Below are 25,479 nucleotides of genomic sequence, written 5' to 3'. Positions count from 1 at the left end.
AGCCCCCGGCGCTGCCGTCCGTAGCGCGGCCCCCGGCGCTGCCGTCCGTAGCGCGGCCCCCGGCGCTGCCGTCCGTAGCGCGGCCCCCGGCGCTGCCGTCCGTGGCGCGGCCCTCGGCTTCCACGATTCGGTGCAGCTGGCGCAGCGCCAGGTCCGGGTCGGCGGCCCGGGACAGCGCGGCGAGCAACTCCGCGGCCGCCTCGTCGACCGGCTCCTGCTCGACCGGCCGCCACAGCCCTAGCCCCGCCGGGCCGAGCAGGTCCGCGGCGCGCGCGCCGCCATCGCCGTCGGCGGTGCCGAAGCCGTACCGGGCGAGCCGGCCCGGTGCCCTGGTCGGCCGGCTCATCAGTGCCCGAGCAACGGCAGGCCGCGCCGCGTCGTGCTGTCGTCCAACTCGCCGAGGGCCAGCGCGGCGAACCGGGCGGCGAACGGCTGCCAGACCTCCTCGACGTCGGCCAACACCGAGGCGCAGGCCGCGACCACCAGCTCCGGGTCGTAGCCCAGCTCGGCGAGTTGGGCCGAGTCGGTGGCCCAGTCGGCGATCATCGCGGCGTCACACTCGATGTGGAACTGCAACCCCCATGCCCGGTCACCGAGGCGGAACGCCTGGTGCGGATAGCGGGTGGACGCGGCCAGCAGGGTGGCACCCCTGGGCAGCTCGGTGATCTCGTCGGAGTGCCACTGGAGCACATCCGGGATCAACGGCACGTAGCGGAACAACGGGTCGCCCTCGGCGGCGTCGCGCCGACCGACCACGCCGGGGCCGATCTCCGGCCCGGACGGGCTGCGCTCCACCAACCCGGCGTGCGCGGTGGCGAGCAACTGCGCGCCCAGGCAGACCGCCAACGTCGGCACCCGGTGTCGGACCGCCTTGCGCAACAGGCCCTCCACGGCGGGGAACCACTGTGCGCCGGGCGAGCCGTCCGGCAACGGGTACGCCTGTTGGTCGCCGCCGAGCACCACAAGCGCCGCGTACCCTTCCAGGTCGGCGGGGAGTTCGTCGCCCGCGTGCGGGCGAACCACCCACAGCTCCAGCCCCGCCTCGGTCAGCCACTCGCCAAGCCGGCGGGCGTCGTCCGTCGGGTCGTTCTCGATCACCAGCGCGGTTGCCACCCGTCGAGGCTAGCCGGTACGCCGCGTCGTGCCACGCCCCGCCACAGTGCGCGTGCTCGTGCTGGTGGGGTGGTTAGGCTCTGCGGTTGTGATCAGCGAGGCCACCACCGCCGTACGCCCGCCCGTGCTGCGCCCGGGTGACACCGTACTGCTGGTGTCACCGTCCGGGCCGACCTCGCCGGAGCGGGTGGCCCGGGGCATGGAGCTGCTCACCGGCTGGGGTCTGCGCCCGGTGCTCGCGCCGAACGCGTACGCCCGCCACGGCTACCTGGCGGGCACCGACGACCAGCGCGCCGCCGACCTGAACGCGGCCTTCGCCGACCCAGAGGTGCGCGGCGTGATCTGCACCCGGGGCGGCTACGGCGCCCAACGGATCGTGGACGCCATCGACATGGCCGCCGTCCGCCGTGATCCGAAGGTGGTGGCCGGCTTCTCGGACATCACCGCGTTGCAGTTCGCACTCTGGCGGGGCGCCCGGCTGGCCGGGGTGCACGGGCCCGGCGCCGCCTGGCGCGACGAGCGGACGCCGCTGCGCTCCGCCGAGTCCCTGCACGCGGCGCTGATGACGACCGAACCGGTGTCGATCACCGCGGTCCCCACCGAGGAGACCTTCGGCGTACGCGTACCGGGTCGCGCCACTGGCACCCTGCTCGGCGGTAACCTGTGCATGATCGCCGCGTCGATCGGCACACCTGACCTGCCCGACCTGACCGGCGCAGTGCTGTTGATCGAGGACGTGCAGGAGCCCCCGTACAAGGTCGACCGGATGCTCACCCACCTCCGCCGAGCCGGCGCGCTCGATGGGCTGGCCGGGGTGGCGGTCGGGCAGTTCACCGACTGCGGCGACGGCTGGGACACCACGATCGTCGACGTCCTCACCGAACGCCTCGGCGACCTGGGCGTACCAGTACTCGGCGGCCTGCCCATCGGCCACGGCCCCAACCAGCTCACGGTCCCGGTCGGCACGGAAGCCACCCTCGACACCACCACCGCCACCCTCACCACAACCCCCGCAGTCCACTAACCCAACCCCACCCCCCACCCAACCCCCACCCCAACCCCACCCCGCCCCCTCCCCCCGGCCCCTGGTGATCAAGGGGTTTGCGTCAAGTTGGGGCCGAATCCTGACGCAAATCTCTTGATCACCAGGGGCAGCGGTGGGGGTGGGGCAGGGGTGGGGGGTTAGGGGGTTAGGGGGTTAGGTGGGCTATTGCGCCTATTTCTAGGGCGGCCCAGATGCCGGTGGGGGTGCGGGTGATGCCGTGCGGTTCGGCGTCGGGGGTGGGTAGGGCGTAGCTCTCGATCCGTCCGGTGGGATCGAGGTGACCGATCCGGTTGGCGCCCCACTCGGTGAACCATGCGCCGCCGTCCGGGTCGGCCACGATCGCGTGCGGACGGGCCGCCCGATCCGGCAACGGGATCTCGACGATCTTGCCATCCGGGTCGATCCGACCGAGCTGACCGGCGGCGATCTCCACGAACCAGACGGCGCCGTCGTCGCCGCAGGTGATGCCGACCGGACCCGCCTGCGCGGTGGGCAACGGGTAGAGCGTCACCGCGCCCTCGAGGTCGATCCGGCCGATCGCGTTCGCCTGGTTGAGGGTGAACCAGAGAGCCTGATCCGCACCGGCAGTGATCATCGAGGCGAACCCGCCGGTCACCGGCAGTGGGAACGCGCTGTGGGTGCCGTCGGTCTCCACTCGGCCGATCGTGTCGGAGGTCATCCCGGCGTACCAGAGCGCACCGTCGGGCCCGCCCGCGATTCCGCCCGGCCCGGTGCCCGCCGGCAGTGCGAGGGTGCGCTGCTCGCCGTCGACGGTGATCCGGCCGATCCGGTCGTCGCCTGAGCGGGTGAACCAGAGCGCCCCGTCCGGCCCGGCCGTAATGATCAGCGGGCGACCGCCGGCCGGTTCCAGCGGGTACGTCCGGACCTCGCCGTCGGACGAGAGACGGGCGATGCCGCCGGCATGGGCCAGCGTCAGCCACAGCGCACCGTCCGCCCCGAGCGTGATGCCGTACGGCCCAGAGCCCGGCCCGCCGAGTGGAATCTCCCGAATGCCGACAGTCATGCCCCGGTGTCCTTCCCTCGGTGGATCGTCCACTCTGACCGCAATGTTGGCGACGGCACAATCGGTTTCGGCTGCCCCGGCCCCGATTATCAGCTCGCTGACAGGGTCGCCATGGCTTCCGCCCAGGCTGCCCGGTCACTGTCGGTCACGACAGCGCACGATGACCGAACCTCTGGAGGACAGCATGTCCCGCACCATCCGTAGGAAGCACCTGCTGGCCGGTCTGGCCACCGCCGGCGTCCTCGGCGTCGGGATCGCGGCCCCGACGATCGCGTTCGCCGCCGACACGCCCACGCCGGCTCCGAGCACCAGCACCGCCCCGGCTCCGGGTGCCAAGGCCGACCGGCAGGGCGAGTTCGCCGAGGCGCTCGCCAAGGAGTTGGGCGTGCCCACCGACAAGGTGACCGCCGCCCTGGAGAAGATCCGCGAGCAGCACCGGCCGGCCGACCGGCCCCAGCGACCGTCTGCCGAGGACCGGCAGGCCGCGCTCAAGCAGCGCCTTGAGCAGGCGGTCAAGGACGGCAAGCTCACCCAGGAGCAGGCCGACGCCATCACCAAGGCCGTCGAGGCCGGCGTCTTCCCCGGCCCAGGCGGCCACCGTGGCCCGGGCGGCCCGCACGGTCCGGGTGGCCAGCACGGCGAAGGTACGCCCGGCAAGTGATCGAACCGGCCGGGACCGACAGGCACTGACCGGCCGGACTCGGCTTCCGTGAAGTCGGGGTATCCGACGCGCTCGGATACCCCGACTTCGTGACAACGGAGTTGATCATCGGGCTCCGGGTTCGGCCAGGCCAGGCCACGGCGGGACGGACCTGGGAAGGGTCGTCAGCCCTGCTGGGGCGGGGACGTGAACACGCCCAGGTGATTGCCGGCCGGGTCGATCAGGTGGGCCAGCGTGAGCCCGGTCGGCGTGGTCCGCGCCGGCACCAGCACTCGGCCGCCGGCCGCCTCGGCCTGCCGGCAGGTGTCCGCGACGTCGCTGACCTCGGCGTAGAAGATCGCATAGTTCGGCGACGTCCCGTCGGTCGCCCGGATCCCCCCGCCGATCCCGGTGTCGCCACCGGCGCCGGTCACCCGGTAGGAACCGCCGGCGGCCGTGCCCTCCTCTGCGAAGGTCCAGCCGAACAGGTCGCCGTAGAAGCGCTCCGTCTCCTCCGGTCGGTCGGTGCCGATCTCGAACCACGTGATGGGCGTCGCGGACATCTGTTGCCTCCATGGTCTTCCGTGCCGGCCGTTCGGCCGTCGTCCGGGAAGTCTGGAGGGCGTCCGCGACACCGTCCTGTCGGTGTTTCCGGATCAACCAATGGAGTGGGGACCGGCGGGCGCTTCAGACCAGGCTCAGCGGGCGGACCCGTTCGTGCGGGATGTCGAGGTCGTCCGGGCGGAGCTCGCGAACCACCACCTCGGGCAGCGCCTGGACGCTCCCGATCCGGTCGGTGCGGAAGCAGCGCAGCTCGTCGCGCAGCCGGCACCAGGCCATCAGGTACCAGTGTCGGGAGTTGCCGAGGTAGCCGAGTGGCTCGACGTCACGGGTCGAGTCGGCGCCGGCGCGGTCGGCGTACCGGATGCGCAGCACCCGCCGCGCGGCGACCGCGTCGGCGACGATGGCCGGGACGGGTGTGGCCGGCCCGTCACCGACCAGGTGCACCCGGCCGGCGAGGCGGTGTGCCTCGGCGGCGTCGGCGGCCGGCAGAACCGCCACCAGCTTGCGCAGCGCGGTGGCGGCCGGGCCGGCGAACGGTGTGCCGGCGAGCCTGTGCAGCGCCACGGCCATCGCCACGGCCTCGGCGGCGGTCAGGTTGACCGGCGGCAGGGTACGGGAGCGGTCCAGGACGTAGCCGCCGGTGCGCCCGACTTCGGCCCAGATCGGCACCCCGGCCTCCTGCAACGCGCCGAGGTCCCGTTCGATGGTCCGACTGCTCACCTCGAAGCGGGCGGCCAGCCAGCGGGCGCTGCGCGGCCGTGGCGACACCGCCCGCAGCTCCTCGACCAGGGCGTAGAGGCGATCCGTGCGGTTCATGCCCGGCACGCTACGACCGGGGTACGACGCCCGCGGCCAACCGCCCACCGACGCGCGCGCCTCGATTGGCCGGAGACGAGCGCCGCCGGCGGGCGGCCTCACACGCGCGGCCTCAGGCGATGCAGGCGCAGACGATGAGTGCGGCCCCGAAGTGGGTGGCGGCGCTGACCCGGGCGGCCGGGTGTGGCTCGGGCGAGCAGATGACCTCGCCGAGCTTGCCGGGGGTGAGCAGGTCCAGCACCACGAAGGCCAACGCCATGATCGCCAACCCGACCAGCCCGAAGACCACGGTGGAGGCGAGCCCCTTGCCGAAGTCGCTGTAGCTGGTCAGGATCGCGGTGAAGACGATCCCGGCGATGCCGAGCTGGTTGGCGGCGAGCAGCAACCCCGCGTTGGTGTTGCGCTCGACCCAGATCAGGTCGCGTAGCCGGCCCGGGGTGAGCAGGTCGACGAGCCCGAAACCGGCGGCCATCAGCCCGACGCCGACGATTCCGAACACGACGCTCTGCCAGGCACCGCTGAGCAGATCCTCCAGCACCGACTGCCTCCCGACTCTCCGCCCGGAGGGGTACCGGCGCGGTGATCGAGACGATAGCGGCAGCGCGCAACGGCGTCAGCCCCGCGCTGTAGGGCCTGTTGGGCGGCCGCCCTTACGAAACAGGCCCTACAGCGCCAGGTAGCGCTGCCGCTCGTACGGGGTGACCTCGCGGCGGTACTGCTCCCACTCGGCCCGCTTGTTGCGCAGGAAGAAGTCGAAGACGTGCTCGCCGAGCACCTCGGCGACCAGTTCGGAGCCGGCCATCACGTCGATCGCCTCGGCGAGGTTCTCCGGAAGCGCTTCGTAGCCCATGGCGCGCCGCTCCGCGCTCGTCAACGACCAGACGTCGTCCTCGGCGCCGGGCGGCAGCTCGTACCCCTCCTCGATGCCCTTCATGCCGGCGCCGAGCAGGACGGCGAAGGCGAGGTACGGGTTGGTCGCGGAGTCCAGGGAGCGGACCTCGACCCGGGCCGAGTTGGGCTTGCCGTACGCGGGCACCCGGACCAGCGCGGACCGGTTGAGGTGACCCCAACAGACGTACGCGGGGCTCTCGGTGATCCGGTCCGGTAGGTGCTGCGGGAAGAGCCGCTTGTACGAGTTGACCCACTGGTTGGTGACGGCGGTGTACTCCCGGGCGTGCACCAGCAGGCCGGCGATGAACGACTTCGCCACCTTGGACAGCTTCATCGGGTCGCCGCTGTCGTGGAAGGCGTTGCGCTCCCCTTCGAACAGCGACAGGTGGGTGTGCATGCCGCTGCCCGGCTGGTCGGTGAACGGCTTGGGCATGAAGCTGGCCTGCACACCTGTGGAGAGCGCGACCTCCTTGACCACGTGCCGGAAGGTCATGATGTTGTCGGCGGTGGTCAGGGCGTCGGCGTAGCGCAGGTCGATCTCCTGCTGGCCGGGCGCGACCTCGTGGTGGCTGAACTCCACCGAGATGCCGATCCGTTCCAGTGCCAGCACGCCCTGGCGGCGGAAGTCCCGGGCGACGGCGTGGGTGGTGTGCTCGAAGTAGCCGCCGGTGTCGACCGGGGTGGGCACCGAGCCGTCCTGCGGACCGTTCTCCAGCAGGAAGAACTCGATCTCCGGGTGGGTGTAGAAGGTGAAGCCCTTCTCGGCGGCCTTGGACAGCGCGCGGCGCAGCACGTGCCGGGGATCGGCCCAGGACGGGCCGCCGTCGGGCAGCAGGATGTCGCAGAACATCCGGGCGCTCTCGCCGCTGACGCCGCCCTCGAAGGGGAAGACCTGGAAGGTGGTGGGGTCGGGCATGGCCACCATGTCCGATTCGAAGACCCGGGCGAAGCCCTCGATGGCCGAGCCGTCGAAGCCGATGCCCTCCTCGAAGGCCGCCTCCAGCTCGGCGGGTGCCACCGAAACGCTCTTGAGCGTGCCCAGAACGTCGGTGAACCACAGCCGGACGAACCGGATGTCCCGCTCTTCAAGCGTGCGGAGGACGAACTCCTGCTGACGGTCCACTTCCCCAACCCCTCGCGACACTCTTTGTCCGCCTTGGTCGGGCTGCACCCGACCTGATCGCCCAGTGTTCCCGGGCCTGGTTACGCAGACGTTACGCGAACTGCCGCCCGCCGTCCCCTCATGTCCCGCCCGGCGAGCGCACACCCCGCCCGCACCGTCGCGTCCGCCGCCAGGACCGTCGGGCTCCCTGCCCCACGGCCTCGCGAACGCCCGTCACGGCTGGTGGCGGCAATCTCGTCCGAGGGTACGGATTGTCGCCGCGAGGCTGAGGCAAGATGAGGGCATGCCCACCCTGCGTCTCGCCCTGTCCCAGGTCAACCCGAGCGTCGGCGACCTCGCCGGAAACGCCGATCTGGTCCGCAGCTGGACCCGCCAGGCCGCCGACGCCGGTGCCCAGTTGGTGCTCTTCCCGGAGATGATGCTGACCGGGTACCCGGTCGAGGACCTGGTCTTCCGGCGCTCCTTCGTCGCCGCGTCCCAGGCCGCGGTGCAGCGGTTGGCCGCCGACCTGGCCGCCGACGGTCTGGGCGAGGTGCCGGTCGTGGTCGGCTACCTGGACGCCGACGGGCCGCCGCAGGTGAGCGGGGACGCCGAGGCGGGCCGGGGCGCCCGCAACGCCGCCGCGCTGCTGCACCGGGGCGTGGTGGCCGCCCGCTACTTCAAGCACCACCTGCCCAACTACGGGGTCTTCGACGAGGACCGGTACTTCGTCTCCGGCGACGCGCTGACCGTGGTACGGATCGGCGGCGTGGACGTCGCGCTGACCATCTGCGAGGACCTGTGGCAGGCCGGGGGTCCGTTCGCCGCCGCCCGCAGGGCCGGCGTCGGCCTGGTCGTCAACATCAACGGTTCGCCGTACGAGCTGAACAAGGACGACATCCGGCTGCCGCTGGTCCGCCGCCGGGCCGCCGAGGCGGGCGCCGCCATCGCGTACGTCAACATGACCGGCGGCCAGGACGAGCTGGTCTTCGAGGGCGACTCGATGATCGTCAGCGCCGACGGTGAGCTGCTCACCCGTGCCCCGCAGTTCGTCGAGCACCTGCTCGTACACGACGTGGAGCTGCCGGAGGCGGACGCCGCGCCGACCACGGAGACGGCGGCGGACGGCATGCGGATCGTGTACAGCGCGTTGGACGACATTCCGCCTACGCCGTCCGGCCCGGCGGCGGTGGGTGGGCTGATCGAGCCGGTGGCCGACGAGGCGGAGGTGTGGCAGGCGCTGGTGCTGGGTCTGCGCGACTACGTCAACAAGAACCGGTTCCCGTCGGTGGTGCTCGGTCTCTCCGGCGGCATCGACTCGGCGGTGGTGGCCGCGCTCGCCGTCGACGCGCTGGGCCCGGAGCGAGTGGTCGGGGTGTCGCTGCCCAGCCAGCACTCCTCGGAGCACTCCCGGGAGGACGCCGCCGACCTGGCCAAGCGCACCGGGCTGGACTACCGCGTCGAGCCGATCCAGCCGATGGTCGACGGCTTCCTGGCCAACCTGTCGCTGTCCGGCGTGGCGGTGGAGAACCTGCAGGCCCGGGTCCGTGGCGTGATCCTGATGGCGTTGTCGAACCAGGAGGGCCACCTGGTGCTGACCACCGGCAACAAGAGTGAGCTGGCGGTCGGCTACTCCACCCTGTACGGCGACTCGGTGGGTGGCTTCAACCCGGTCAAGGACGTCTGGAAGACGCTTGTCTGGCGGCTCGCGAAGTGGCGCAACAGGGACGCGACCCGGCGCGGTGAGACCGCCCCGATCCCGGAGAACTCGATCGGCAAGCCGCCGAGCGCCGAGCTGAGCCCGGGTCAGCTCGACAGCGACAGCCTGCCCGACTACGACGTCCTGGACCCGATCCTGATCGGCTACGTCGACGGCGACCTCGGCCGCGACGGGCTTGTCGAGTCAGGTCACGACCCGGCGATCGTGGACAAGGTGCTGCGGCTGGTGGATACCGCCGAGTACAAGCGACGGCAGTCGGCACCGGGTACGAAGATCTCCATGAAGGCGTTCGGCCGGGACCGCCGTCTGCCGATCACCAATCGGTGGCGCGAGCACGGCTGAGCCGTACCCCCTGGGGGTGCCGGGTCGGTGACACGGCCCGGCGCCGCCGCGCGGTGACCTCGCGGCTGCGACGCCGCGGCCCGGCTCGGGGTGGAGTGACATCTCGCACTGGGCCCTGCCGTCACCCCGTCTCGCGGTGCGACGATCGCCACGGAACCCGGGGACCGCGCAGGCGGCCTCGAGGAAGGGAGACGAAGATGGTGGATTCCACCCCGAACGAGGTGACCGCGTTGTACGGCGGCCCGGCCACCCGGCGGGTCCGCACCCGCGACCTGTTGGCCGCCAAGGAGCGCGGCGAGCGGTGGCCGATGCTCACCTCGTACGACCAGTACACGGCGTCGATCTTCGACCAGGCCGGTGTGCCGGTGCTGCTGGTCGGCGACTCGGCGGCGAACAACGTGTTCGGCTACGAGACGACCCTGCCGATCACCGCCGACGAACTGCTTCCGCTGGTACGGGCCGTGGTGCGGGCGACCCGGCAGGCCCTGATCGTGGGCGACCTGCCGTTCGGCTCGTACGAGGAGGGTCCGGCGCAGGCCCTGCGCACCGCCGTCCGGTTCATGAAGGAGGGTGGCTGTCACGCGGTGAAGTTGGAGGGTGGCCGTCGTAACGCCGCGCAGATCGCCGCGATCGTCGGTGCCGGCATCCCGGTGATGGCGCACATCGGCTTCACCCCGCAGAGCGAACACACCCTTGGCGGCTACCGCGTGCAGGGCCGGGGCGACGCCGCCGACGAAGTGCTGGCCGACGCACGGGCAGTGACGGAGGCCGGGGCGTTCGCGGTGGTGCTGGAGATGGTGCCCGGTGAGGTGGCCAAGCGGATCACCCACGAGCTGCCGATTCCGACGGTGGGCATCGGCGCGGGGCCGGACACCGACGCGCAGGTGCTGGTCTGGCAGGACATGGCCGGCCTGCGGACCGGCAAGGCCCCCCGTTTCGTCAAGCGGTACGCGGACCTGGCCGGCGCCCTCACCGACGCCACCCGCCGGTTCGCCGACGAGGTGCGCGGCGGCGAGTTCCCGGCCGCCGAGCACACCTTCTAGCAGCGGGCTGGCGTGATCCACTCGGGTTTGCCGATGTCGCGGTGCCCCGGGCATCGGAACACCGCGACATCATGAAACCGGAGTGGATCACGCGGCCCGGTCAGAGGTCGGTGACGCGGATGCCGGCGTGTGCCTTGTAGCGCTTGTTGATGGCGATCAGGTTGGCGGTGAACGCCTCGATCTGGTGGGCGTTGCGCAACCGGCCGGCGTAGATGCCCCGCATGCCGGGGATCCGGGCGGCGAGCGCGCCCACGACGTCGACAAGCTCGCGGTCCTCGGTGCAGATCAGCACGTCCAGGTCGATCCGGTCGACCTCGGGGTCGGCCAGCAGCGGAGCGCTGACGTGGTTGAACGCGGCGCAGACCCGGGAGTCGGGAAGCAAGGCGGCGGCCTGCTGCACGGCGCTGCCCTCGGCGACGGTGAGCGCGTACGGGCCCTGCTTGTCGAAGCCGAGCGGATTGACGCAGTCGACGACGATGCGGCCGGCGAGGGGCTCGGCGAGGGCGGCGACGGTAGCGGCGTGCCCGTCCCACGGCACCGCGATGATCACCACATCGCTGCGTCGGGCCACCTCGTCGTTTGCCGCCCCGGTGACGCTGCCGCCGGCCGGCACCCCGGGCAGGGCGGCGATCTCAGCCGCGGACTCGGCGGCCCGTTCGGCCGACCGGGACCCGATCAGCACCGTCTGGCCGGCCCGCGCGAACCGATAGGCGAGCCCCCGCCCCTGGTCACCGGTGCCGCCGATGATGCCGACCGTCAGCCCGGACACGTCGGGCAGCGTGCTCGCGTCGTATGCCATGGCCTCATCCTCGCAAACCGCTCGGTCGGTCAGCAGCGCCGAGCGCTGTGAGAATCCCCGCGCTGCCGAGGCGGGCGCGCCGACGAGCACCGCGTCCGAGCCGCCAGCCTCACAGTCAGGCCAGCTCGAACAGGACGGTCCGGGCCGCCGGGTCGGCGGTGACCAGACGGACCCGGACCCGTTCGCCGAGCGGCAGTTGGCCGAGGCAGCGGGCCCGTACCGGCGGGGCGTCGAGCGCGACGGTGCCACCTGGCGGTCGGGGCCGGGACTTGCCGTTGGGTGGGGCGTCGACGTCGAGGACGGCCGCGTCGAAGGTCTCGCCCACCCGTTGTTCGAGCACCGCCGCCTCGGCCAGCTCGACGGCGCCACGAGCGGCCGCCGAGGCGACCCGGTCGGTGCTCGCCATCACCTCGGGCAGCCGGGGCAGCGCGGCGCGGGCCCAGTCGGGCACCGGCCGGCCCGCGTGCAGGGCCAGGCAGACCTCTGTGGCATACCTGTCGGCAAGCCGCCGCAACGGCGCCGTCACGTGGGCGTACGCGGCCGCCACCCCACCGTGTTCCGGCTGCTCCGGCACCTCCCCGTCGAAGGCGGTGTACGCGGCACCGCGCATCAGCTCGGCCGCCTGGTCGATGAACGCGGCGGCGCGCGGCTGGGCGGCGTCCAGACCGGCGATGACCTGACCGGGGCCCACGTCGTCCGGCCAGTCGACGCCGAGCGGCGCGGCGGCGGCCCGCAGCCGCTGCACCGCCTCCGGCTTGGGCGCGGGCATCGTCCGCAGCAGACCGACCCGGCCGGCAAGCATGATGTCGGCGGCGGCCATCCCGGTCAGCAGGGAGATCTGCGCGTTGTGCTCCTCCATCGGCGCCGGCGCGCGCAACACCAGCCGCCAACCCTCACCGTCGGGCTCCAGGTCCTGCTCTGGCAGCGGCAGGTTGATCGCACCGCGCCGCAACCCACGAGCGGTCAGCCGGTCGCCGATCTCGGGCAGCAGCGCGATCGGCTCGGGCAGCCGTCCGGCGTCGGCTGCCGCCTGCACCCCGGTGTAGTCGAGCTTGGCGCGGCTGCGGACGAGGGCGCGTTCCAGCTCGACGGCCACGGTGCCGCCGTCGGCGTCCAGGTCGATGGTCCAGAGCACCGCGGCCCGGTCGTCGTCGGGCAGCAGGCTGGCGGCACCCTCGCTGAGGGTGCGCGGGTGCAGCGGCACGTTGCCGTCGGGCAGGTAGATGGTCTGCCCCCGCCGCCAGGTCTCCGCCTCCAACGCGCCACCGGGGGTGACGTGCGCGGCGACGTCGGCGATCGCGTACCGCACCCGGTAACCCCCACCCGGACGGCGGGCGAGGTGCATCGCCTGGTCCAGGTCCCGCGAGGTGGCGGGGTCGACGGTGACGAACGGTATGTCGGTGCGGTCGACGGGCGGCTGCGGCGGTGCCGCAGCCGCCTCGTCGGCTTCACGTTGTGCGTCGGCCGGAAACCCCTCGGGCAGGCCGAGTTCGCGGCGCAACGCGCCGAAGTCGATGCGGGGCGCGAGTACGCGTCGGATGACCACGGGTCAATCCTGACAGCGCCACGGGTGATCCGCTTCCGGTGACCGGCCGAGAAATCCGCCCGGCGAGGGCGGCCCCGCTGTCAGCCGGTCGCCTTCCGAGCGGCGCTACGCGCACCCCTCGGGGCGGTGGCTCGGGCGGCGACCGGGCGGGCCGGCGACTTGCGGGCGGTCACCTTACGGGCCGGCGACTTGGCCGCGACGGTCTTCTTCGCCGGGGCCTTCTTCGCCGCCGCCGCGCGGGCGGTGGTCGACGAGGTGCCCGTCACCTTCGCGGCCGGAGCCTTCTTGGCCGGGGCCTTGCGCGCGCCGCCACTGGGGCGGGTGGACGCGGTCTTCTTGGCCGGGGCCTTCTTGGCGGTGGCCTTCTTCGTCGCTGTCCGCTTGACCGCGGACGCCTTGGTCGCGGCCTTCCGCGCCGGCGCCTTCGCCGCAGTGGTGGTCTTGCGGGCCGGCGCCTTTGCCGCGGTGGTGGTCTTACGGGCCGGCGCCTTCGCCGCAGTGGTGGTCTTACGGGCCGGCGCCTTCGCCGCGGTGGTGGTCTTCCTCGCCGCCGAGGCGGTGGTCCTCTTCGCGGCGCTCACGGTCTTCTTCGCGGCGCTTGTGGTCTTCTTCGCCGTACCCGTGGTCTTCTTCGCGGCGGCGGTGGTCTTCTTCGCCGGGGCCTTCTTGGCCGTCGTGGCACGGCCCGTCGTCGCGGCCCTGCTCGTCGTCGTGGCCTTCTTCGCGGGGGCCTTCTTCTCCGCCGTGGTGGTCTTCTTGGCCGGGGCGCGGCCCGCCCCGCCGGCGGCCTTGCGGGCCGGTGCCTTCGCGGCACCCGTGGTGGACTTCCGCACGGGGGTGGTCCGGCTCGCCGCCGTGTTGCGCTCCGCCGCGGCGGTCTTCTTCGCGGTGGTGCGTCGGGCGGCCGGGCGCTTGGTGGCCTGCTGTGCTTCGGCCATCGTGGTTCCCTCCTCGGGGGACGTGCTCTCGCGTGCGTCCTCGCGGAGCACGAAGTACCTCGGCGCGAGCCGTCCCGCGCCGCCTATCTGTTCTCCCCGGCCCAACGAGCGTCCTCGGCATCCCACGCCTCGTTCCGCTCCTGCACTCGTTGCAGGGCGTTCTCCGCGTCGGCCGCCGAGTCGTACGGGCCGAGTACGTGCTTCGCCGGACACACGTTGGCGTCCGTCTCGACCCGGTGATGCCGGGTGCACCAGTAGAACTGCCCACTACGTCCGCTGTCGCTCATGGGAATCACTGTGCACCGCGAACCGGCCGGCCGCCACCGGATCGCACAAGTCGCCGACGATCTCCACAGTAGATATGCATGGCGTCCGTCGGGCCGAAACGGCGAAACGCGTGGGACTGGAACTTCAGAAGATGCGCAGGTGAGGCTCATCGAGGGGCGATCTATGATCGCCGGATGGCGACTCCGGACTACATCGTGGGGCTGCGCAAGCACGTTGGCCACGACCTGCTCTGGCTGCCAAGCGTCAGCGCGGTGGTCCGCAACGAGGCCGGTGAGCTGTTGCTCGGCCAGCGCGCCGACGACGGGCGCTGGTCGGTGGTCAGCGGTTTCGTCGAGCCGGGCGAGCAACCGGCCACCGCGCTGGTCCGGGAGGTCCGCGAGGAGACCGGCCTGGAGGTCGCGCCGGTGCGGTTGTCGAGCGCCGTCTCGCACCCGCTCACGTACCCGAACGGGGACCGCTGCGAGTATCTGAACCTGGGGTTCCTGTGCCGGCTGGTCGGCGGCACCGCCCGGGTCAACGACGACGAGTCGCTTGCCGTGCGGTGGTTTCCGCTGGACCGGCTGCCCGAGTTGGACAAGCACGCCCTGCTGGTCATCGCGTACGCGCTGCGCGAGAACCGGTTGGCCGGTTACCTGGAGCCCGGTACGACGTGGGACGACGTACCCGACTGAGGTTCACGCCGGGGTCGGCGCGAGGGCTACCGGCGCGGTGGGCGCGGACCGGGCCGCCCGGATGGTGTACGCGAGCGCGTACGGCATGCAGGCCAGGTAGAGCATGGGCTCGATCAGCACCCGGTTGGTGATCAGGAAGATCTCCCACTGGATCGGTCGGGGCAGGCCGAAGTTCCAGTCCGTCCAGCAGGCGAAGAGCCACACCGGTGCGGAGATCGGGTCGACGCGCTCCCGTGCGTCGATTGTCGGCCCCGCGCCGACTCCGCCCGGGTACGTGTCGACGACGGCGAGGATCACCGCGAGGTCCGCGGCGACGAGCGCGCCGAGGACGCCCACCCACCAGGCGGCGCGGAGGCGGCCCCGGGCGGCGAGGCTCGCCGCGGCCCAGAGCGCGAGGGTCAGGCCAGCCAACCAGAGCAACAGACCGGGTACGGCGCCGGCCAGGCTATCGGCGTTGGTGATGTACATGAACAGAGTGACGGCCGCACCGACGGGGAGGACCACGCCGAGCGCGATGCGCAGTGGGCCGTCGAGGGCGTTGTGCCGGGCCCAGCGGGTGGCGAACGCCGCCAGCACGACCGCGAGCACGATGATGGACAGCGCCCAGATCGGCTTCTGTGCCCGCTCTGCCCAACTTGCCCGGAACATCAACCAGTTGTAGATGGAGAACATCGCCCACCCGGCGAGGGCCACGATCCCGAGGCAGGCGAGCGGGGACAGCAGTAACGCCGCAGCGGTACGGCCGACCCGACCGCGCAGCAGGGCGCGGTCGACGATCGGGGCACCGGCCCGGCTGACGGCCAGACTCAGCGCGAAGCCCAGCACCGTCGTCCAGCGGCCGCTCTCGGCGAGGACGTGCAGCTCGGCGGCCCACTCGCGGCGCAGGTCGTCGCGCACCTCGGCCGGCCACCGACGCGCGGCAAACCCCAACAACAGCTCGGCGGCCCGGCGGGTCACCACGCCGGCGCCCCGGTGGGCTCGGTGCCGCCCCACGGTTGACGACCGTCGGGGATCGCGGCCCGCAGCTCGGCGAGCGCCTGCCGGGCCTGCGTCACGCCTTCGGCGGTGAGCCGGTAGTAGCGGCGGGCCGGCCGACCGGCCGTGACGGGATCGATAGCCTCCCAGTCGGCGGCCAGCCAGCCGGCCCCCTGCAACCGGTGCAGCACGGGGTAGAGGGTGCCGCTGGGCAGGCCGGTCAATCGCATCAGGTCGAGCCCGTAGCGCTGCTCGTCGGGCTCGGCGAGCAGCGCCGCGAGCACCTTCGCGACCGGAATGGTCATCCGCATCCGACCACTGTATCGGAACTCTACATAGGGGTGGGTACCCGTTCGACCGGGATCCACAGCTCGGCGTCCGCCTCGGTGCCGTCCGCCGACACCCGCACCCGGGAGATCTCCGGTCCGGGTCGGCTGCGGTACGGGTTGGACGGAAACCACTGGGTGAACACATCGCGCCACAGGTACTGCACCGCCTGCGGGAACGCACCGGAGGTGCTGAACACCGCCCACGACCCGGCCTGCACCGGCAGCGCGTCCAGACCCTCCGGCGGTACGGCGCTCGTCACCACGCCGTGCCAGTAGTCCAGTTCGCTGCCCTCCTGCCGGGTGTCGGCGAGGTTGTCACTGACGTTGACGATCCCCTTCGGCTCCTGATCGGAGAGCGCCTCGATCCGCCCGGTCGTCTCCGTGTCGATGCTCTTGATGAACGCGACGATCGCCGGGTTCATCCCCTCGTGCACCAGCGGGACCCGGGCCTTGCGCCCCACCAGCGCGAACGCGTCCTTGTCGACGATCCGGTACTCCATGCTGCCGCTCCCTTCGACTGTGAGTCGGAAGGACATCCGGGGCTGGGCGCGCAACGCTGCCCCCGTACGCCGGGCCTCTCCGGGCCCCACGCCGTGCACGGCGTGGAACGCGCGGGCGAACGCCTCCGCGGAGCCGTAGCCGTGCCGCACCGCGACGTCGAGCAACGTCCGCTCCCCCGCCAGCACGTCCGCACCGGCGACCGTGAGCCGACGCCGACGGATGTACTCCGACAGCGGCATTCCGGCCAGCGCCGAGAACAGCCGCCGGAAGTGGTACTCCGACGTCAGCGCGATCCGCGCCAGGTCGGCCACCTCGATCTTCTGGTCGAGGTGCCGCTCGATGTACGCCATGGCCTCGTTGAGCCGATCCAGCACCCGGGTCTCCTTCCCTTACGAGCAGCAACGCTAGGCGGCAGGGTCGGTGGCCCACCCGACATCCGGTGCCCGCATCGGTCGGGTCGACCCGCACCGATCGTCGTGTCGTAGCGTGGCGGTCACACGCGGGGTGGCTGCTGCATGATCCAGGTGGGTATGGGCTCGGACAGCGTCTCCACCACCTCCCAGCCGGCCCGGCGGTACAGCTCGACGTTGCCCGGATTGCTGGTCTCCAGGATCGCCGGCAGGCCGTCGGCGGTGGCGCGATTCAGCCCGGCCCGCATGACCGCGCGACCCCAACCGCGTCCGGCGCTGTCCGGGTGGGTGCCCAGCACACCGAGATACCAGAACGGGTACGACGGCAGGACGTCGTGCACGACGTGGTGGTAGCCCTCGACCCGAGCCTGCACGTCGGCCGGGTACGGGAATGCCTCCGGCGACTGGTGCGCGACGGCCGACGGGTCGGCTGGTGGTTCCCAGACGGCGACCGACGCGCCCCCACCGATCGTCCAGATCGACTTCCTGTGCACCCGCTTGTCGAAGAGGTGGCCGAAGTAGGCGGTGGCGTACCGCGGGTAGGTGTCGTCGTCGGGGAACAGGTGCCGCAGGATGGGGTCCTTCACGAAGGTGGCGACCAGGGTGCCGACCACCGCGTCGCGGTCCCCCGGGGTGGCGATGGTGATCTCGGGCATCGTCATGGGAGTCGACGATATTGCAGACCGGCCGCCCCCACCGACCCGATGAGAGACGGCAGACTCGTCGCATGAACGTCGATGACTACCGGCAGCACTCCCCGTACAGCGATCCTGGTCGGCACGCCGCGCTGCTCGACGCCGTCCCGGCTGACATGGCCTCGGTGGCGGCGACCGTCCGCAACGTGATCGTGCACTACCGTGCCGGCGGCGTCGAGTTGCCCCCCGACCGGCTCGAGGAGGTGAACTGCCGTTGGGTGGACCGCATCCTCGACACCGACCAGTCCCGTTTTCCGCTGCCCCTGACCGCCGAGCGCCCGGCCGTCGACCGGGTCGCCGGCTGCTGTCGGGACCACACGCTGCTCTCGGTGGCGGTGCTGCGTCAGCACGGCATTCCCAGCCGCAGCCGGGTCGGTTTCGCCTCGTACTTCGAGCCCGACTGGCACCACGACCACGTGCTTGTGGAGTACTGGAACGGCCACCGGTGGGTCTGGGCCGACCCGGAGGTCGACCCGGCCGGCGACTGGGGGTTCGACGGTTACGACATCGACCCGAAGGCCGGGCTCTTCGACTCGGCGGCCCGGGTGTGGTCGGCGTACCGGGCCGGGACGATCGACCCCGAGCGCTACGGCGTCAGCCCGGAGCTGCCGATCCGGGGCGACTGGTTCATCCACGACTACGTCCTGATCGAGCTGGCTCACCGGCAGCAGGACGAGCTGCTGCTCTGGGACGGCTTCGGCGGGATGACCGAGGACATCGCCACCGCCGACCTCACGCTGGTGGACGAGATCGCCGCGTTGCTGCTCGCCGCCGACGACGGTGACGATGCCGCGGAGAAGGCCCTCGCCGACAGGTACGCCAGCGACGCCCGACTCCACCCCGGCCCGCAGGTGCACAGCATCTCGCCGGTCTCCGGCACCGTCAGCATCGTCGACCTGCGCCGCTGAGCGGCCGGGGTGCCCGGCTTCGACTATCCGAAGGTGAAGGCGTACGCGGCCGCGCCGGGCTCGTCGAACGTGATCTCCAGGGTCCGCTCACCGACCCGGCCGTCCTGGCGGACGAGCTGGTAGAGGCGACCGTCCTGGAGGACCCCGTTGCCGTCCTCGTCGACGTCGACACCGTGTGCCGGGCCAGGGGCTCCGCCGTCGAGCAGCACTCGGAACGGAATCGACCGTCCCGCCCCGGGGGCCAGCACGAGATGCGCGTCGCGGGCGTGGAACCGGAAGGCGATGCCGCCGCCGGCCCGGTCGACCACCACGCTCTCCGACCCGATCGTCCACTCCCCCGCCAGGGCCCACTGGTTGAGGCCGAGGCTCTCCGGCACCTGGTAGGCGCGGCGTTCGTCGAGCGCCGGGCCGTTCGGCGACGCGAAGTGGTCGCCCCGGCTGAAACCGAGGTACGTCTCGGGCGTCCGCAGGTTGTTCCAGTCGGCCTCCGCTTCGGGGCCGACCCCGTGCACCGGTACGGGTGCGCGCTCGACGCCGAGCAGTTGCTGGAGCGTCCGCTCGGACTGCTCGTAGCGTCCCTCACCGAAGTGCTCGTCCCGGATCACGCCTGCGGTGTCGACGAAGTAGAGCGCCGGCCAGTAGTGGTTGTCGAAGGCGCTCCAGATGGCGAAGTCGTTGTCGACAGCGACCGGATAGTCGATCGACCGGGCCGCCACCGCTCGCCGCACCCACTCGACGTCGTGCTCGAACCCGAACTCCGGGGTGTGCACCCCGACGACGACCAGCCCGTCATCCCGGTACGCCTGCGACCAGGCACGCACGTACGGCTCCTGCCGCAGCCAGTTGATGCAGGTGAGCGTCCAGAAGTTGACAAGGACGACGCGTCCGCCCAGGTCGGCGGGGCCGATTGGCTCGGAGTTGAGCCACTCGGCCGCCCCGTTGAACGGGGGCAGGTGCACGGCCATCTAGCGCAGCGACCGGAAGGCGGTGCGAAGCTCTTCGGAGAAGATCTTCGGCTGTTCCCAGGCCGCGAAGTGCCCGCCCACGTCGAGCTTGTTGTAGTAGATGAGGTTGGAGTACGCCTGCTCGGCCCAACTCTGCGGCGCCTCGTACAACTCGTCGGGGAAGACGCTCACCGCGACCGGGACCTTGACGCCCTTGGCGGCGAAGAACGACAGCTTGTTCTCCGCGTAGAGGCGGGACGCGGAGACCGCGGTGTTCGTCAACCAGTAGAGCGAGATGTTGTCCAGGATGTCGTCGCGGGTGAGGCCCGCTTTCGCCCCGTCGAAGACCTGCGAGATCAGGGCGAGACTCTTCGCGTCGTGGTCGAGCAGGAAGGACGCCAGGCCCACCGGAGAGTCGGCCAACCCGGTAAGCGTCTGCGGACGTGTCGCCATCATGAGGGCGTACGCGACGTGCTTCCACACGTAGTTGGCTTCCTCGGCGGCACGCATCTCGTCGTCGGAGAGACCGGAGGGCAGCGAGCCCATCGCGTTGTTCGCGCGTGTGGTGTCGCCCTGGAACAACAGGTCGATCTCGGGTGGGATCGCACCGGGCATGTTGGTGTGGATGCCGAGCAGTTCCGGGGGTGCCTGGAGGCCCATCTGGTCGACGATGACCGCACCCCAGTCACCGCCCTGCGCGACGAACCGGTCGTAGCCGAGCCGCTTCATCAGCTCCGTCCAGGCGGTCGCGATCTTCTGCGGGTTCCACCCCGGCTCGGTCGGCTTGCCGGAGAAGCCGTGGCCGGGCAGCGACGGGATGACCAGGTGGAAGGCGTCCGACGCGCTCGCGCCGTGCGCCGTCGGATCGGTCAGCGGCTCAATGATCTTCATCTGCTCGATCACCGAGCCCGGCCACCCGTGGGTGACGATGAGCGGCAGCGCGTCCTCGTGCTTCGAGCGCACGTGGATGAAGTGGATGTCCACCCCGTCGATCGTGGTCATGAACTGTGGCACGTCGTTCATCCGTGCCTCGACCTTGCGCCAGTCGTACTCCTTCTCCCAATAGCGGGCGACGGCCTGGATCGTCGCTAGTGGCACGCCCTGGGACTGGTCGTTCACCGTTTCCTTGTCCGGCCAGCGGGTGGCCTTGATGCGCCTCTTCAGGTCATCGAGGTCGGCCTGCGGAATGTCGACCGAGAACTGTCGAATCTCCGTGGTGCCCGGACGAGCCTTGGTTTTGACAGCCATGCGTGTTTCCTCTCCGTCTAGGTGTGCGCCTCGCGAGGAGAAATCATTGGTGAAGGCTCTGCCCGGGGCTTGTTCGCCATTTCTGGAGTGGGCACGCCGCCCTATCTCGGAGCCTAGAGCGCCGCACCCCTGGCCCGTGGCGATACGGCTCGTCAGTGCGTCGGCTCCGGCGCCGCGACGGCGTGCTCGGCCGCGCGGCTGACCTGCTCCCAACCCGCCCAGGTGTCCATCCGTCGACGGGCGATGTCGAAGGCCAGGTCGTACACCATGCTTCCGAGCAGGAGCCGCAGCGGCGGGTCGTCGCTGTCGACCAGGCGCAGCAGCGCCTCGGCGGCCAGTCGGGGTTCGCTGTCGACGGAGCCTTCCGCCCACTGCCGCTCCAACTCGGCGCGCAGCGGCGCGTAGGCCTCCATCGGGGTGGTGGCGCTCAGACTCGTGTAGAGGTCGGTCCAGTAACCGCCCGGCTGCACCATGCTGACCGTGATGCCGAAGGCCGCGGCCTCCATCGCCAGCGCCTCGCTCATGCCCTCCAGGGCGAACTTGCTCGCGCTGTACATGCCGGTGCTGGGGAAGCCGCCGAGCGCGGCGATGCTGGAGACCTGCACGATGTGGCCGGACCGTTGGGCGCGCAGGTGTGGCAGCACGGCCTGGCTGACCCAGAGCGCGCCGAAGACGTTCACCTCGAACTGGGCGCGGGCCTCGGCCTCGGTGAACTCTTCGATCATGCCCATCGACAGCGTGCCGGCGTTGTTGACGACGATGTCGAGCCGACCGAAGTGCGCGACGGCGGCGTTCACGGCGGCGACGACAGCCGCGCGGTCGGTCACGTCGAGGGTCAGGGCCAGCAGCCGGTCGGCGTACTCCTTATCGAAGTTGGTCTTCTCGATGGTCCGGGCGGCGGCGACCACCCGGTGGCCCCGCTCGAGCGCGGCGTCGGCGAAGGCGCGGCCCAGGCCGCGGCTGGCGCCGGTGATGAACCAGGTACGCATGCGGTCTCCTTCGATCACTGCGAGACGAGACGGTCCGTCTCGGCATGGGTCGAAGACTAGGCCAGGCCGCCGCAACCGTCAAGACGATACGGTCCGTCTCGTCTGCTGGTATCGTGCTGCACCATGACGCCCAACACGGCCCGCCGGAACGAGACCTCCCGACGGGCCATCCTCACCGCGGCCTTCGACCTGCTCCAGGAGATGGGGTACGCGAAGCTCAGCATCGAGGGCATCGCCGCGCGGGCCGGCGTCGGCAAACAGACCATCTACCGCTGGTGGCCGTCGAAGGGCGCGGTCATCTTCGACGCCTTCCTCATGCTCAGCGAGGCCACCGAGGGAGGGCCGCCGACCCTGCCGGACACCGGCGACCTGGCGGCGGACCTGACCCTGGTGCTGCGCGCCACGGTCGAGGAGATGAACGACCCCCGCTACGAGCAACCGATGCGCGCGCTGGCCACCGAGATCGCGCTCGACCCCGAGCTGGCCGCAGCGTACGCCGAACGCCTGGACGGGCCGCTGAAGGAGGCCAAGCGGCAGCGCCTGCGCAACGCCCAGCGGGCCGGCCAGATCGCCGACGACGTCGACCTCGACGTGGCCGTGGACCTGATCTGGGGGCCGATACTCAGCCGTTGGCTGCACCGCAGCGGGCCGCTCACCACCGAGTACGCCGACCTCGTCGTCAGCACGGCCCTCAACGGCCTGCGCCCCCGCCGACCCAGCGAGTGACGATGGGTGGGACGGCTTTGCGCTGCCACAGCGCGGTGCGGCAACATCAGGCGCCGTGACGGCACCAGGTACGGCCCCCGACGACCACACTCCGGCCAGCACGCCCCGGTCGAGTCGGCGGGCCCGGCACTGGTTGGCAGGTGCCGGGGTCACCGCCCTGGCCGCCGTCCTCGGCATCACCCTCGCCGTCCGTGGCGGCGCGACCCCCGCCTGCGCCGCGCCGCCGACGGGCAACGCCGTCCACAAGGGAAAGGCAAGCTTCTACGACGCGGGCCGCTCGGGCGGCAACTGCTCCTTCCCCGGCCCGCCGGCGGACCGGCTCTACGTGGCCCTCGGCGCGTCCCAGTACTCCGGGTCGGCGGCCTGCGGCAGTTACCTGGAGGTGAGCGGCCCGAAGGGCAAGGTCCGGGTCATGGTCATGGACCAGTGCGGCGGCTGCGGCCCCAGCAAGATCGACCTCTCCACCGAGGCGTTCACCAGGATCGCCGACCGGTCGCAGGGCATCGCCCCGGTCACGTACCGGGCGGTGGTGAACCCGCCGCTCGACGGCGGGCTGACCTTCCGGATCAAGGGCGGCGCCTCGAAGTACTGGTTCGCGGTGCAGGTCGGCAACCACGGCAACCCGCTCCGCTCGGTCGAGGCGAAGGGACCGGGCGGCGGCTTCCGCAAGGCCGCCCGCCAGAGCGACAACCACTGGACCATCGACGGCGGGATCGGCCCCGGGCCCTACAGCATCAGGGTCACCGACGTGTACGGCCGCCAGGCGACCGCCACCGGCATCCGCCTGGTCACGAAGCAGGTGCAGCGCAGCACCGCCATCCTCGCCAGCGCCTCCCCCACCCCCAGCAACTCACCGTCGGCCCCACCGAGCCCCACCATCGCACCCTCGCCCACGCCGAGCGAGTCGGTCACACCGACGGCAACTGTCGAGGCTCTCGCCGGTGCCGCTCCCCTCGACCGCCCCCGCTGCTGATCGAGCCACAGCGGCGACCGTTGATCCACTCGGCTTTCAGGAAGTCGGCCCTTCCCCAGCCGTCGGACACCCCGATTTCCTGAAAGCCGAGTGGCAGGGCGAATCCGGGTTGCGTCAGGTCCGGTAGAGGCCGAGCATCGCCACGTGGATGCCGTGGTGCAGTGGGTGCGCACGTCCTGGACCAAACGCTCACGCGGCGGAGCCGAGGCAACCCGGCGTAACGCCGTACCGGTGTCGTTCGTCCTGCCGGAACGGGCGGTGCCGTTCGTGCAGGAGATCAAGATTTCGGAGGCCGTGGGGTTCGAGCCTCGCGAGGAACTGACACACCCGCCGTACCGGAGCGACGTGCGCCTCCGACTGGTGGCTGGTCACCTCACGGTTGAACTGCTCGCGTCGCCCTGGGGAGCGCCGCGCCGTCACCGCCGGCCTCCCACGGTGCGGCTCGCTCGCGGTGAATGGCTGCGCTGGCACATCAACTACCGCTTCGCCGGGATGAACGGCGGCGCCACGACCTATCGTCTGGACACGCTCAACCTGGCCCACGGCGCTGTTCCGGCCGACACCTTCCTCGGCGAACCGCCTCGGTTCATCGACGAGCGCGCGCACATCTGGTAGCTGCCACCGCCGTACCATCCAGCGATGATCGCGGGAACCACGGTCTCCCCACTGCTCGCCCCGCACGCGCCGCTCGGCGGCTACCGCCGGGGCCTGGACGGCGTGACCGGCTCCGCGCTCACCGCCCCGGGCCTGCTCTACCAGGACGGTTGGTACCTGCTCGACGACTCCGCCTCGGCCCTGCGCACCACCAAGCCCCGGCCCGCACCCGAGCAGGACGGCTACGTCTTCGCGTACGGGCAGGACTTCACCAGTGGCCTGAAGGACCTGTCGACCCTGACCGGGCCCACGAAGCTGCTGCCGAAGTGGGCGTACGGGGTGTGGTACTCCGAGTACTACGACCGCACCGCCGCCGAGTTCCAGGACATCGTCGCCCGGGCCAAGGCCGAAGGCGTACCCCTGGATGTTCTTGTTCTCGACACCGACGTCAAGGCGCCGGACAAGTGGAACGGCTGGAGCATCGACCCCACCCGGATCCCCGACCCGAAGGCGTTCTTCGACTGGGCGAAGAAGCAGGGCCTGCGCACCGGCATCAACATCCACCCCAGCATCCTCGGCTCGGACCCGACGTTCGCGCAGGCGCAGGCCACCGCGAAGGGCAAGCTCCAGCGCGTCGGCTGCAACGGCGGCCCCGACTGCTACGCGTTCGACTTCGGCGACCCGGACCAGCTCAAGGCGTACCTGCAACTGCACGACGGGATGATCCCCAAGGGCAGCAAGGGCCCGGACCTGTGGTGGCTGGACTGGTGCTGCGACAACACGAAGTCCTCGCTCGCCGGCGTGACCGGTGACGCGTGGATCAACCAGCAGTACGCCGACAAGACCGGCTTCGCCTTCTCCCGGGCGTACGGCTCGTTGCAGGCCGGCGGCTACAGCAGCCCGACCCCGGTGGCCACCGGCCCGTGGGCCGACAAGCGCACCACCCTGCACTTCACCGGCGACACCACCTCCGACTGGTCGACGCTCCAGATGGAGGTCGGTTACACGCCTGGCGAGTCGGCCGCGACCGGACTCGCCGCGGTCAGCCACGACATCGGCGGGCACACCGGCGGCCTGAAGGAGCCGGGCAGCGAACCGGGCAGCACCAAGCTCCCCGACGACCTGTACGCCCGGTGGGTGCAGTTCGGCACGTTCCAGCCGATCGACCGGCTGCACTCCAACCACAGCGACCGGCTGCCCTGGCAGTACGGCCCGGCGGCCAACGCGTCGGCCAAGAAGTTCCTCAACCTGCGCAAGGAACTCCAGCCGTACACCTACGCCGCCGCCAAGGAGGCCACCCGCACGGGTACGCCGATCGCCCGCTCGATGTACCTCGCGTACCCGAATGAGCAGGCCGCCTACGCCACCGCCGGTTCCCAGTACCTCTACGGCCCGGACTACCTGGTGGCGCCGGTGACGACGCCAGGCGACACCGCCACCACCTCGGTGTGGTTCCCGCCGGGCAACAGCTGGACCGACATCTTCACCGGGAAGACGTACCGGGGCGGCACCACGCAGACCATCACCACCACGCTCGACACCATGCCGGTGTTCAAGAAGCACTGACGTTCGAGGGACCAAGACGCCGGCCGGGTGAGCCGGGACCGTGCCGTCGACGCGCTGCGGGCGTACGCCATCGGTGGGG

Annotated in this window: 27 protein-coding genes and 1 pseudogene; 10 read left to right on the top strand and 18 right to left on the bottom strand. The window is 71.4% G+C overall.

What is annotated here, in order from left to right; genetic code table 11:
* Together ACWER9_RS28465 and ACWER9_RS28460 are read right to left on the bottom strand one after the other, a co-directional pair.
* Positions 1–346: pseudogene (locus ACWER9_RS28465) on the bottom strand (bifunctional [glutamine synthetase] adenylyltransferase/[glutamine synthetase]-adenylyl-L-tyrosine phosphorylase); the annotation flags it as partial.
* Complete coding sequence (locus ACWER9_RS28460; protein WP_452304733.1) at positions 346–1,113, bottom strand: type 1 glutamine amidotransferase; 768 nt, start codon at positions 1,111–1,113, stop codon at positions 346–348. The gene ACWER9_RS28460 and the pseudogene ACWER9_RS28465, both read right to left, overlap by 1 nt.
* 88 nt (positions 1,114–1,201) lie before the next feature.
* Here ACWER9_RS28460 and ACWER9_RS28455 point away from each other — a divergent pair, with 88 nt between their 5' ends.
* Positions 1,202–2,137 carry a S66 peptidase family protein gene (locus ACWER9_RS28455; protein ID WP_452304732.1) on the top strand — a complete coding sequence of 312 codons (936 nt, stop codon included), beginning with the start codon at positions 1,202–1,204 and terminating at the stop codon, positions 2,135–2,137.
* Positions 2,138–2,303: 166 nt separating this feature from the next.
* On the opposite strand, the gene ACWER9_RS28450 is transcribed toward ACWER9_RS28455, so the two are convergent.
* Positions 2,304–3,182, bottom strand: coding sequence for a Vgb family protein (locus ACWER9_RS28450; protein ID WP_452304731.1), 879 nt, complete (start codon positions 3,180–3,182; stop codon positions 2,304–2,306).
* Positions 3,183–3,366: 184 nt separating this feature from the next.
* Between ACWER9_RS28450 and ACWER9_RS28445 the strand changes: the two genes are divergently transcribed.
* Positions 3,367–3,843: a hypothetical protein gene (locus tag ACWER9_RS28445; protein ID WP_452304734.1), complete on the top strand. Its 477-nt coding sequence runs from the start codon at positions 3,367–3,369 to the stop codon at positions 3,841–3,843.
* A 164-nt stretch (positions 3,844–4,007) separates the two neighbouring features.
* Here the strand turns inward: ACWER9_RS28445 and ACWER9_RS28440 are convergent, their stop codons facing one another.
* From ACWER9_RS28440 to glnA, 4 genes are all read right to left on the bottom strand, one after another.
* Entirely contained in the window at positions 4,008–4,385 is a 378-nt protein-coding gene (locus ACWER9_RS28440) for a VOC family protein (protein ID WP_452304730.1), read from the bottom strand.
* A gap of 124 nt (positions 4,386–4,509) precedes the next feature.
* Positions 4,510–5,202, bottom strand: coding sequence for a helix-turn-helix transcriptional regulator (locus ACWER9_RS28435; protein ID WP_452304729.1), 693 nt, complete (start codon positions 5,200–5,202; stop codon positions 4,510–4,512).
* A gap of 112 nt (positions 5,203–5,314) precedes the next feature.
* Positions 5,315–5,740: a DUF350 domain-containing protein gene (locus ACWER9_RS28430; protein ID WP_452304728.1), complete on the bottom strand. Its 426-nt coding sequence runs from the start codon at positions 5,738–5,740 to the stop codon at positions 5,315–5,317.
* A gap of 126 nt (positions 5,741–5,866) precedes the next feature.
* The gene (gene glnA / locus ACWER9_RS28425; protein WP_452304727.1) at positions 5,867–7,216 is read right to left on the bottom strand and encodes a type I glutamate--ammonia ligase; all 1,350 of its coding nucleotides are present in this window, start codon (positions 7,214–7,216) and stop codon (positions 5,867–5,869) included.
* A 283-nt stretch (positions 7,217–7,499) separates the two neighbouring features.
* Here glnA and ACWER9_RS28420 point away from each other — a divergent pair, with 283 nt between their 5' ends.
* Entirely contained in the window at positions 7,500–9,257 is a 1,758-nt protein-coding gene (locus ACWER9_RS28420) for an NAD+ synthase (RefSeq protein ID WP_452304726.1), read from the top strand.
* 197 nt (positions 9,258–9,454) lie between these two features.
* Positions 9,455–10,300 (top strand): 3-methyl-2-oxobutanoate hydroxymethyltransferase, encoded by an 846-nt coding sequence (gene panB, locus ACWER9_RS28415; protein WP_452304725.1) that lies wholly within the window; start codon positions 9,455–9,457, stop codon positions 10,298–10,300.
* A 100-nt stretch (positions 10,301–10,400) separates the two neighbouring features.
* Here the strand turns inward: panB and npdG are convergent, their stop codons facing one another.
* The 4 genes from npdG to ACWER9_RS28395 all read right to left on the bottom strand — a co-directional run bounded on the left by npdG (position 10,401) and on the right by ACWER9_RS28395 (position 13,870).
* Positions 10,401–11,099 carry an NADPH-dependent F420 reductase gene (gene npdG / locus ACWER9_RS28410; RefSeq protein WP_357353920.1) on the bottom strand — a complete coding sequence of 233 codons (699 nt, stop codon included), beginning with the start codon at positions 11,097–11,099 and terminating at the stop codon, positions 10,401–10,403.
* A 115-nt stretch (positions 11,100–11,214) separates the two neighbouring features.
* The gene (locus ACWER9_RS28405) at positions 11,215–12,645 is read right to left on the bottom strand and encodes an RNB domain-containing ribonuclease (RefSeq protein WP_452304724.1); all 1,431 of its coding nucleotides are present in this window, start codon (positions 12,643–12,645) and stop codon (positions 11,215–11,217) included.
* Positions 12,646–12,725: 80 nt separating this feature from the next.
* Positions 12,726–13,583, bottom strand: coding sequence for a histone (locus tag ACWER9_RS28400; protein ID WP_452304723.1), 858 nt, complete (start codon positions 13,581–13,583; stop codon positions 12,726–12,728).
* Between the two features lie 83 nt (positions 13,584–13,666).
* Entirely contained in the window at positions 13,667–13,870 is a 204-nt protein-coding gene (locus ACWER9_RS28395; RefSeq protein ID WP_452304722.1) for a hypothetical protein, read from the bottom strand.
* Positions 13,871–14,044: 174 nt separating this feature from the next.
* Here ACWER9_RS28395 and ACWER9_RS28390 point away from each other — a divergent pair, with 174 nt between their 5' ends.
* Positions 14,045–14,542, top strand: a complete 498-nt coding sequence (locus ACWER9_RS28390) for an NUDIX hydrolase (RefSeq protein ID WP_452304721.1) — start codon at positions 14,045–14,047, stop codon at positions 14,540–14,542.
* Positions 14,543–14,545: 3 nt separating this feature from the next.
* Here the strand turns inward: ACWER9_RS28390 and ACWER9_RS28385 are convergent, their stop codons facing one another.
* The 4 genes from ACWER9_RS28385 to ACWER9_RS28370 all read right to left on the bottom strand — a co-directional run bounded on the left by ACWER9_RS28385 (position 14,546) and on the right by ACWER9_RS28370 (position 17,419).
* Positions 14,546–15,535, bottom strand: a complete 990-nt coding sequence (locus tag ACWER9_RS28385) for a hypothetical protein (RefSeq protein WP_452304720.1) — start codon at positions 15,533–15,535, stop codon at positions 14,546–14,548.
* Entirely contained in the window at positions 15,496–15,828 is a 333-nt protein-coding gene (locus tag ACWER9_RS28380; RefSeq protein ID WP_452304719.1) for a PadR family transcriptional regulator, read from the bottom strand. The genes ACWER9_RS28385 and ACWER9_RS28380 overlap by 40 nt, the downstream gene beginning before the upstream one ends.
* A 20-nt stretch (positions 15,829–15,848) precedes the next feature.
* Complete coding sequence (locus tag ACWER9_RS28375; RefSeq protein WP_452304718.1) at positions 15,849–16,721, bottom strand: GyrI-like domain-containing protein; 873 nt, start codon at positions 16,719–16,721, stop codon at positions 15,849–15,851.
* Between the two features lie 119 nt (positions 16,722–16,840).
* A complete protein-coding gene (locus tag ACWER9_RS28370; RefSeq protein WP_452304717.1) occupies positions 16,841–17,419 on the bottom strand; it encodes a GNAT family N-acetyltransferase in 579 nt (192 codons plus the stop codon).
* 65 nt (positions 17,420–17,484) lie between these two features.
* Between ACWER9_RS28370 and ACWER9_RS28365 the strand changes: the two genes are divergently transcribed.
* Entirely contained in the window at positions 17,485–18,360 is an 876-nt protein-coding gene (locus ACWER9_RS28365) for a transglutaminase domain-containing protein (RefSeq protein WP_452304716.1), read from the top strand.
* A 23-nt stretch (positions 18,361–18,383) separates the two neighbouring features.
* Here the strand turns inward: ACWER9_RS28365 and ACWER9_RS28360 are convergent, their stop codons facing one another.
* From ACWER9_RS28360 to ACWER9_RS28350, 3 genes are all read right to left on the bottom strand, one after another.
* The gene (locus tag ACWER9_RS28360) at positions 18,384–19,325 is read right to left on the bottom strand and encodes a redoxin domain-containing protein (RefSeq protein WP_452304715.1); all 942 of its coding nucleotides are present in this window, start codon (positions 19,323–19,325) and stop codon (positions 18,384–18,386) included.
* Positions 19,326–20,552, bottom strand: a complete 1,227-nt coding sequence (locus ACWER9_RS28355; RefSeq protein ID WP_452304714.1) for an epoxide hydrolase family protein — start codon at positions 20,550–20,552, stop codon at positions 19,326–19,328.
* A gap of 152 nt (positions 20,553–20,704) precedes the next feature.
* Positions 20,705–21,541: an SDR family oxidoreductase gene (locus ACWER9_RS28350; protein WP_452304713.1), complete on the bottom strand. Its 837-nt coding sequence runs from the start codon at positions 21,539–21,541 to the stop codon at positions 20,705–20,707.
* A 123-nt stretch (positions 21,542–21,664) separates the two neighbouring features.
* Between ACWER9_RS28350 and ACWER9_RS28345 the strand changes: the two genes are divergently transcribed.
* The 4 genes from ACWER9_RS28345 to ACWER9_RS28330 all read left to right on the top strand — a co-directional run bounded on the left by ACWER9_RS28345 (position 21,665) and on the right by ACWER9_RS28330 (position 25,400).
* Complete coding sequence (locus ACWER9_RS28345; RefSeq protein ID WP_452304712.1) at positions 21,665–22,267, top strand: TetR/AcrR family transcriptional regulator; 603 nt, start codon at positions 21,665–21,667, stop codon at positions 22,265–22,267.
* 55 nt (positions 22,268–22,322) lie between these two features.
* Positions 22,323–23,240: an expansin EXLX1 family cellulose-binding protein gene (locus ACWER9_RS28340; protein ID WP_452304711.1), complete on the top strand. Its 918-nt coding sequence runs from the start codon at positions 22,323–22,325 to the stop codon at positions 23,238–23,240.
* A gap of 144 nt (positions 23,241–23,384) precedes the next feature.
* Positions 23,385–23,855 carry a hypothetical protein gene (locus tag ACWER9_RS28335; RefSeq protein WP_452304710.1) on the top strand — a complete coding sequence of 157 codons (471 nt, stop codon included), beginning with the start codon at positions 23,385–23,387 and terminating at the stop codon, positions 23,853–23,855.
* Positions 23,856–23,879: 24 nt separating this feature from the next.
* Positions 23,880–25,400 (top strand): TIM-barrel domain-containing protein, encoded by a 1,521-nt coding sequence (locus tag ACWER9_RS28330; protein WP_452304709.1) that lies wholly within the window; start codon positions 23,880–23,882, stop codon positions 25,398–25,400.
* Positions 25,401–25,479: the final 79 nt, after the last annotated feature.

The organism is Micromonospora sp. NPDC003944, from assembly GCF_053605225.1.
The sequence above is the reverse complement of the archived record's forward strand: the minus strand, read 5'-3'. Positions and strand labels throughout refer to the sequence as shown.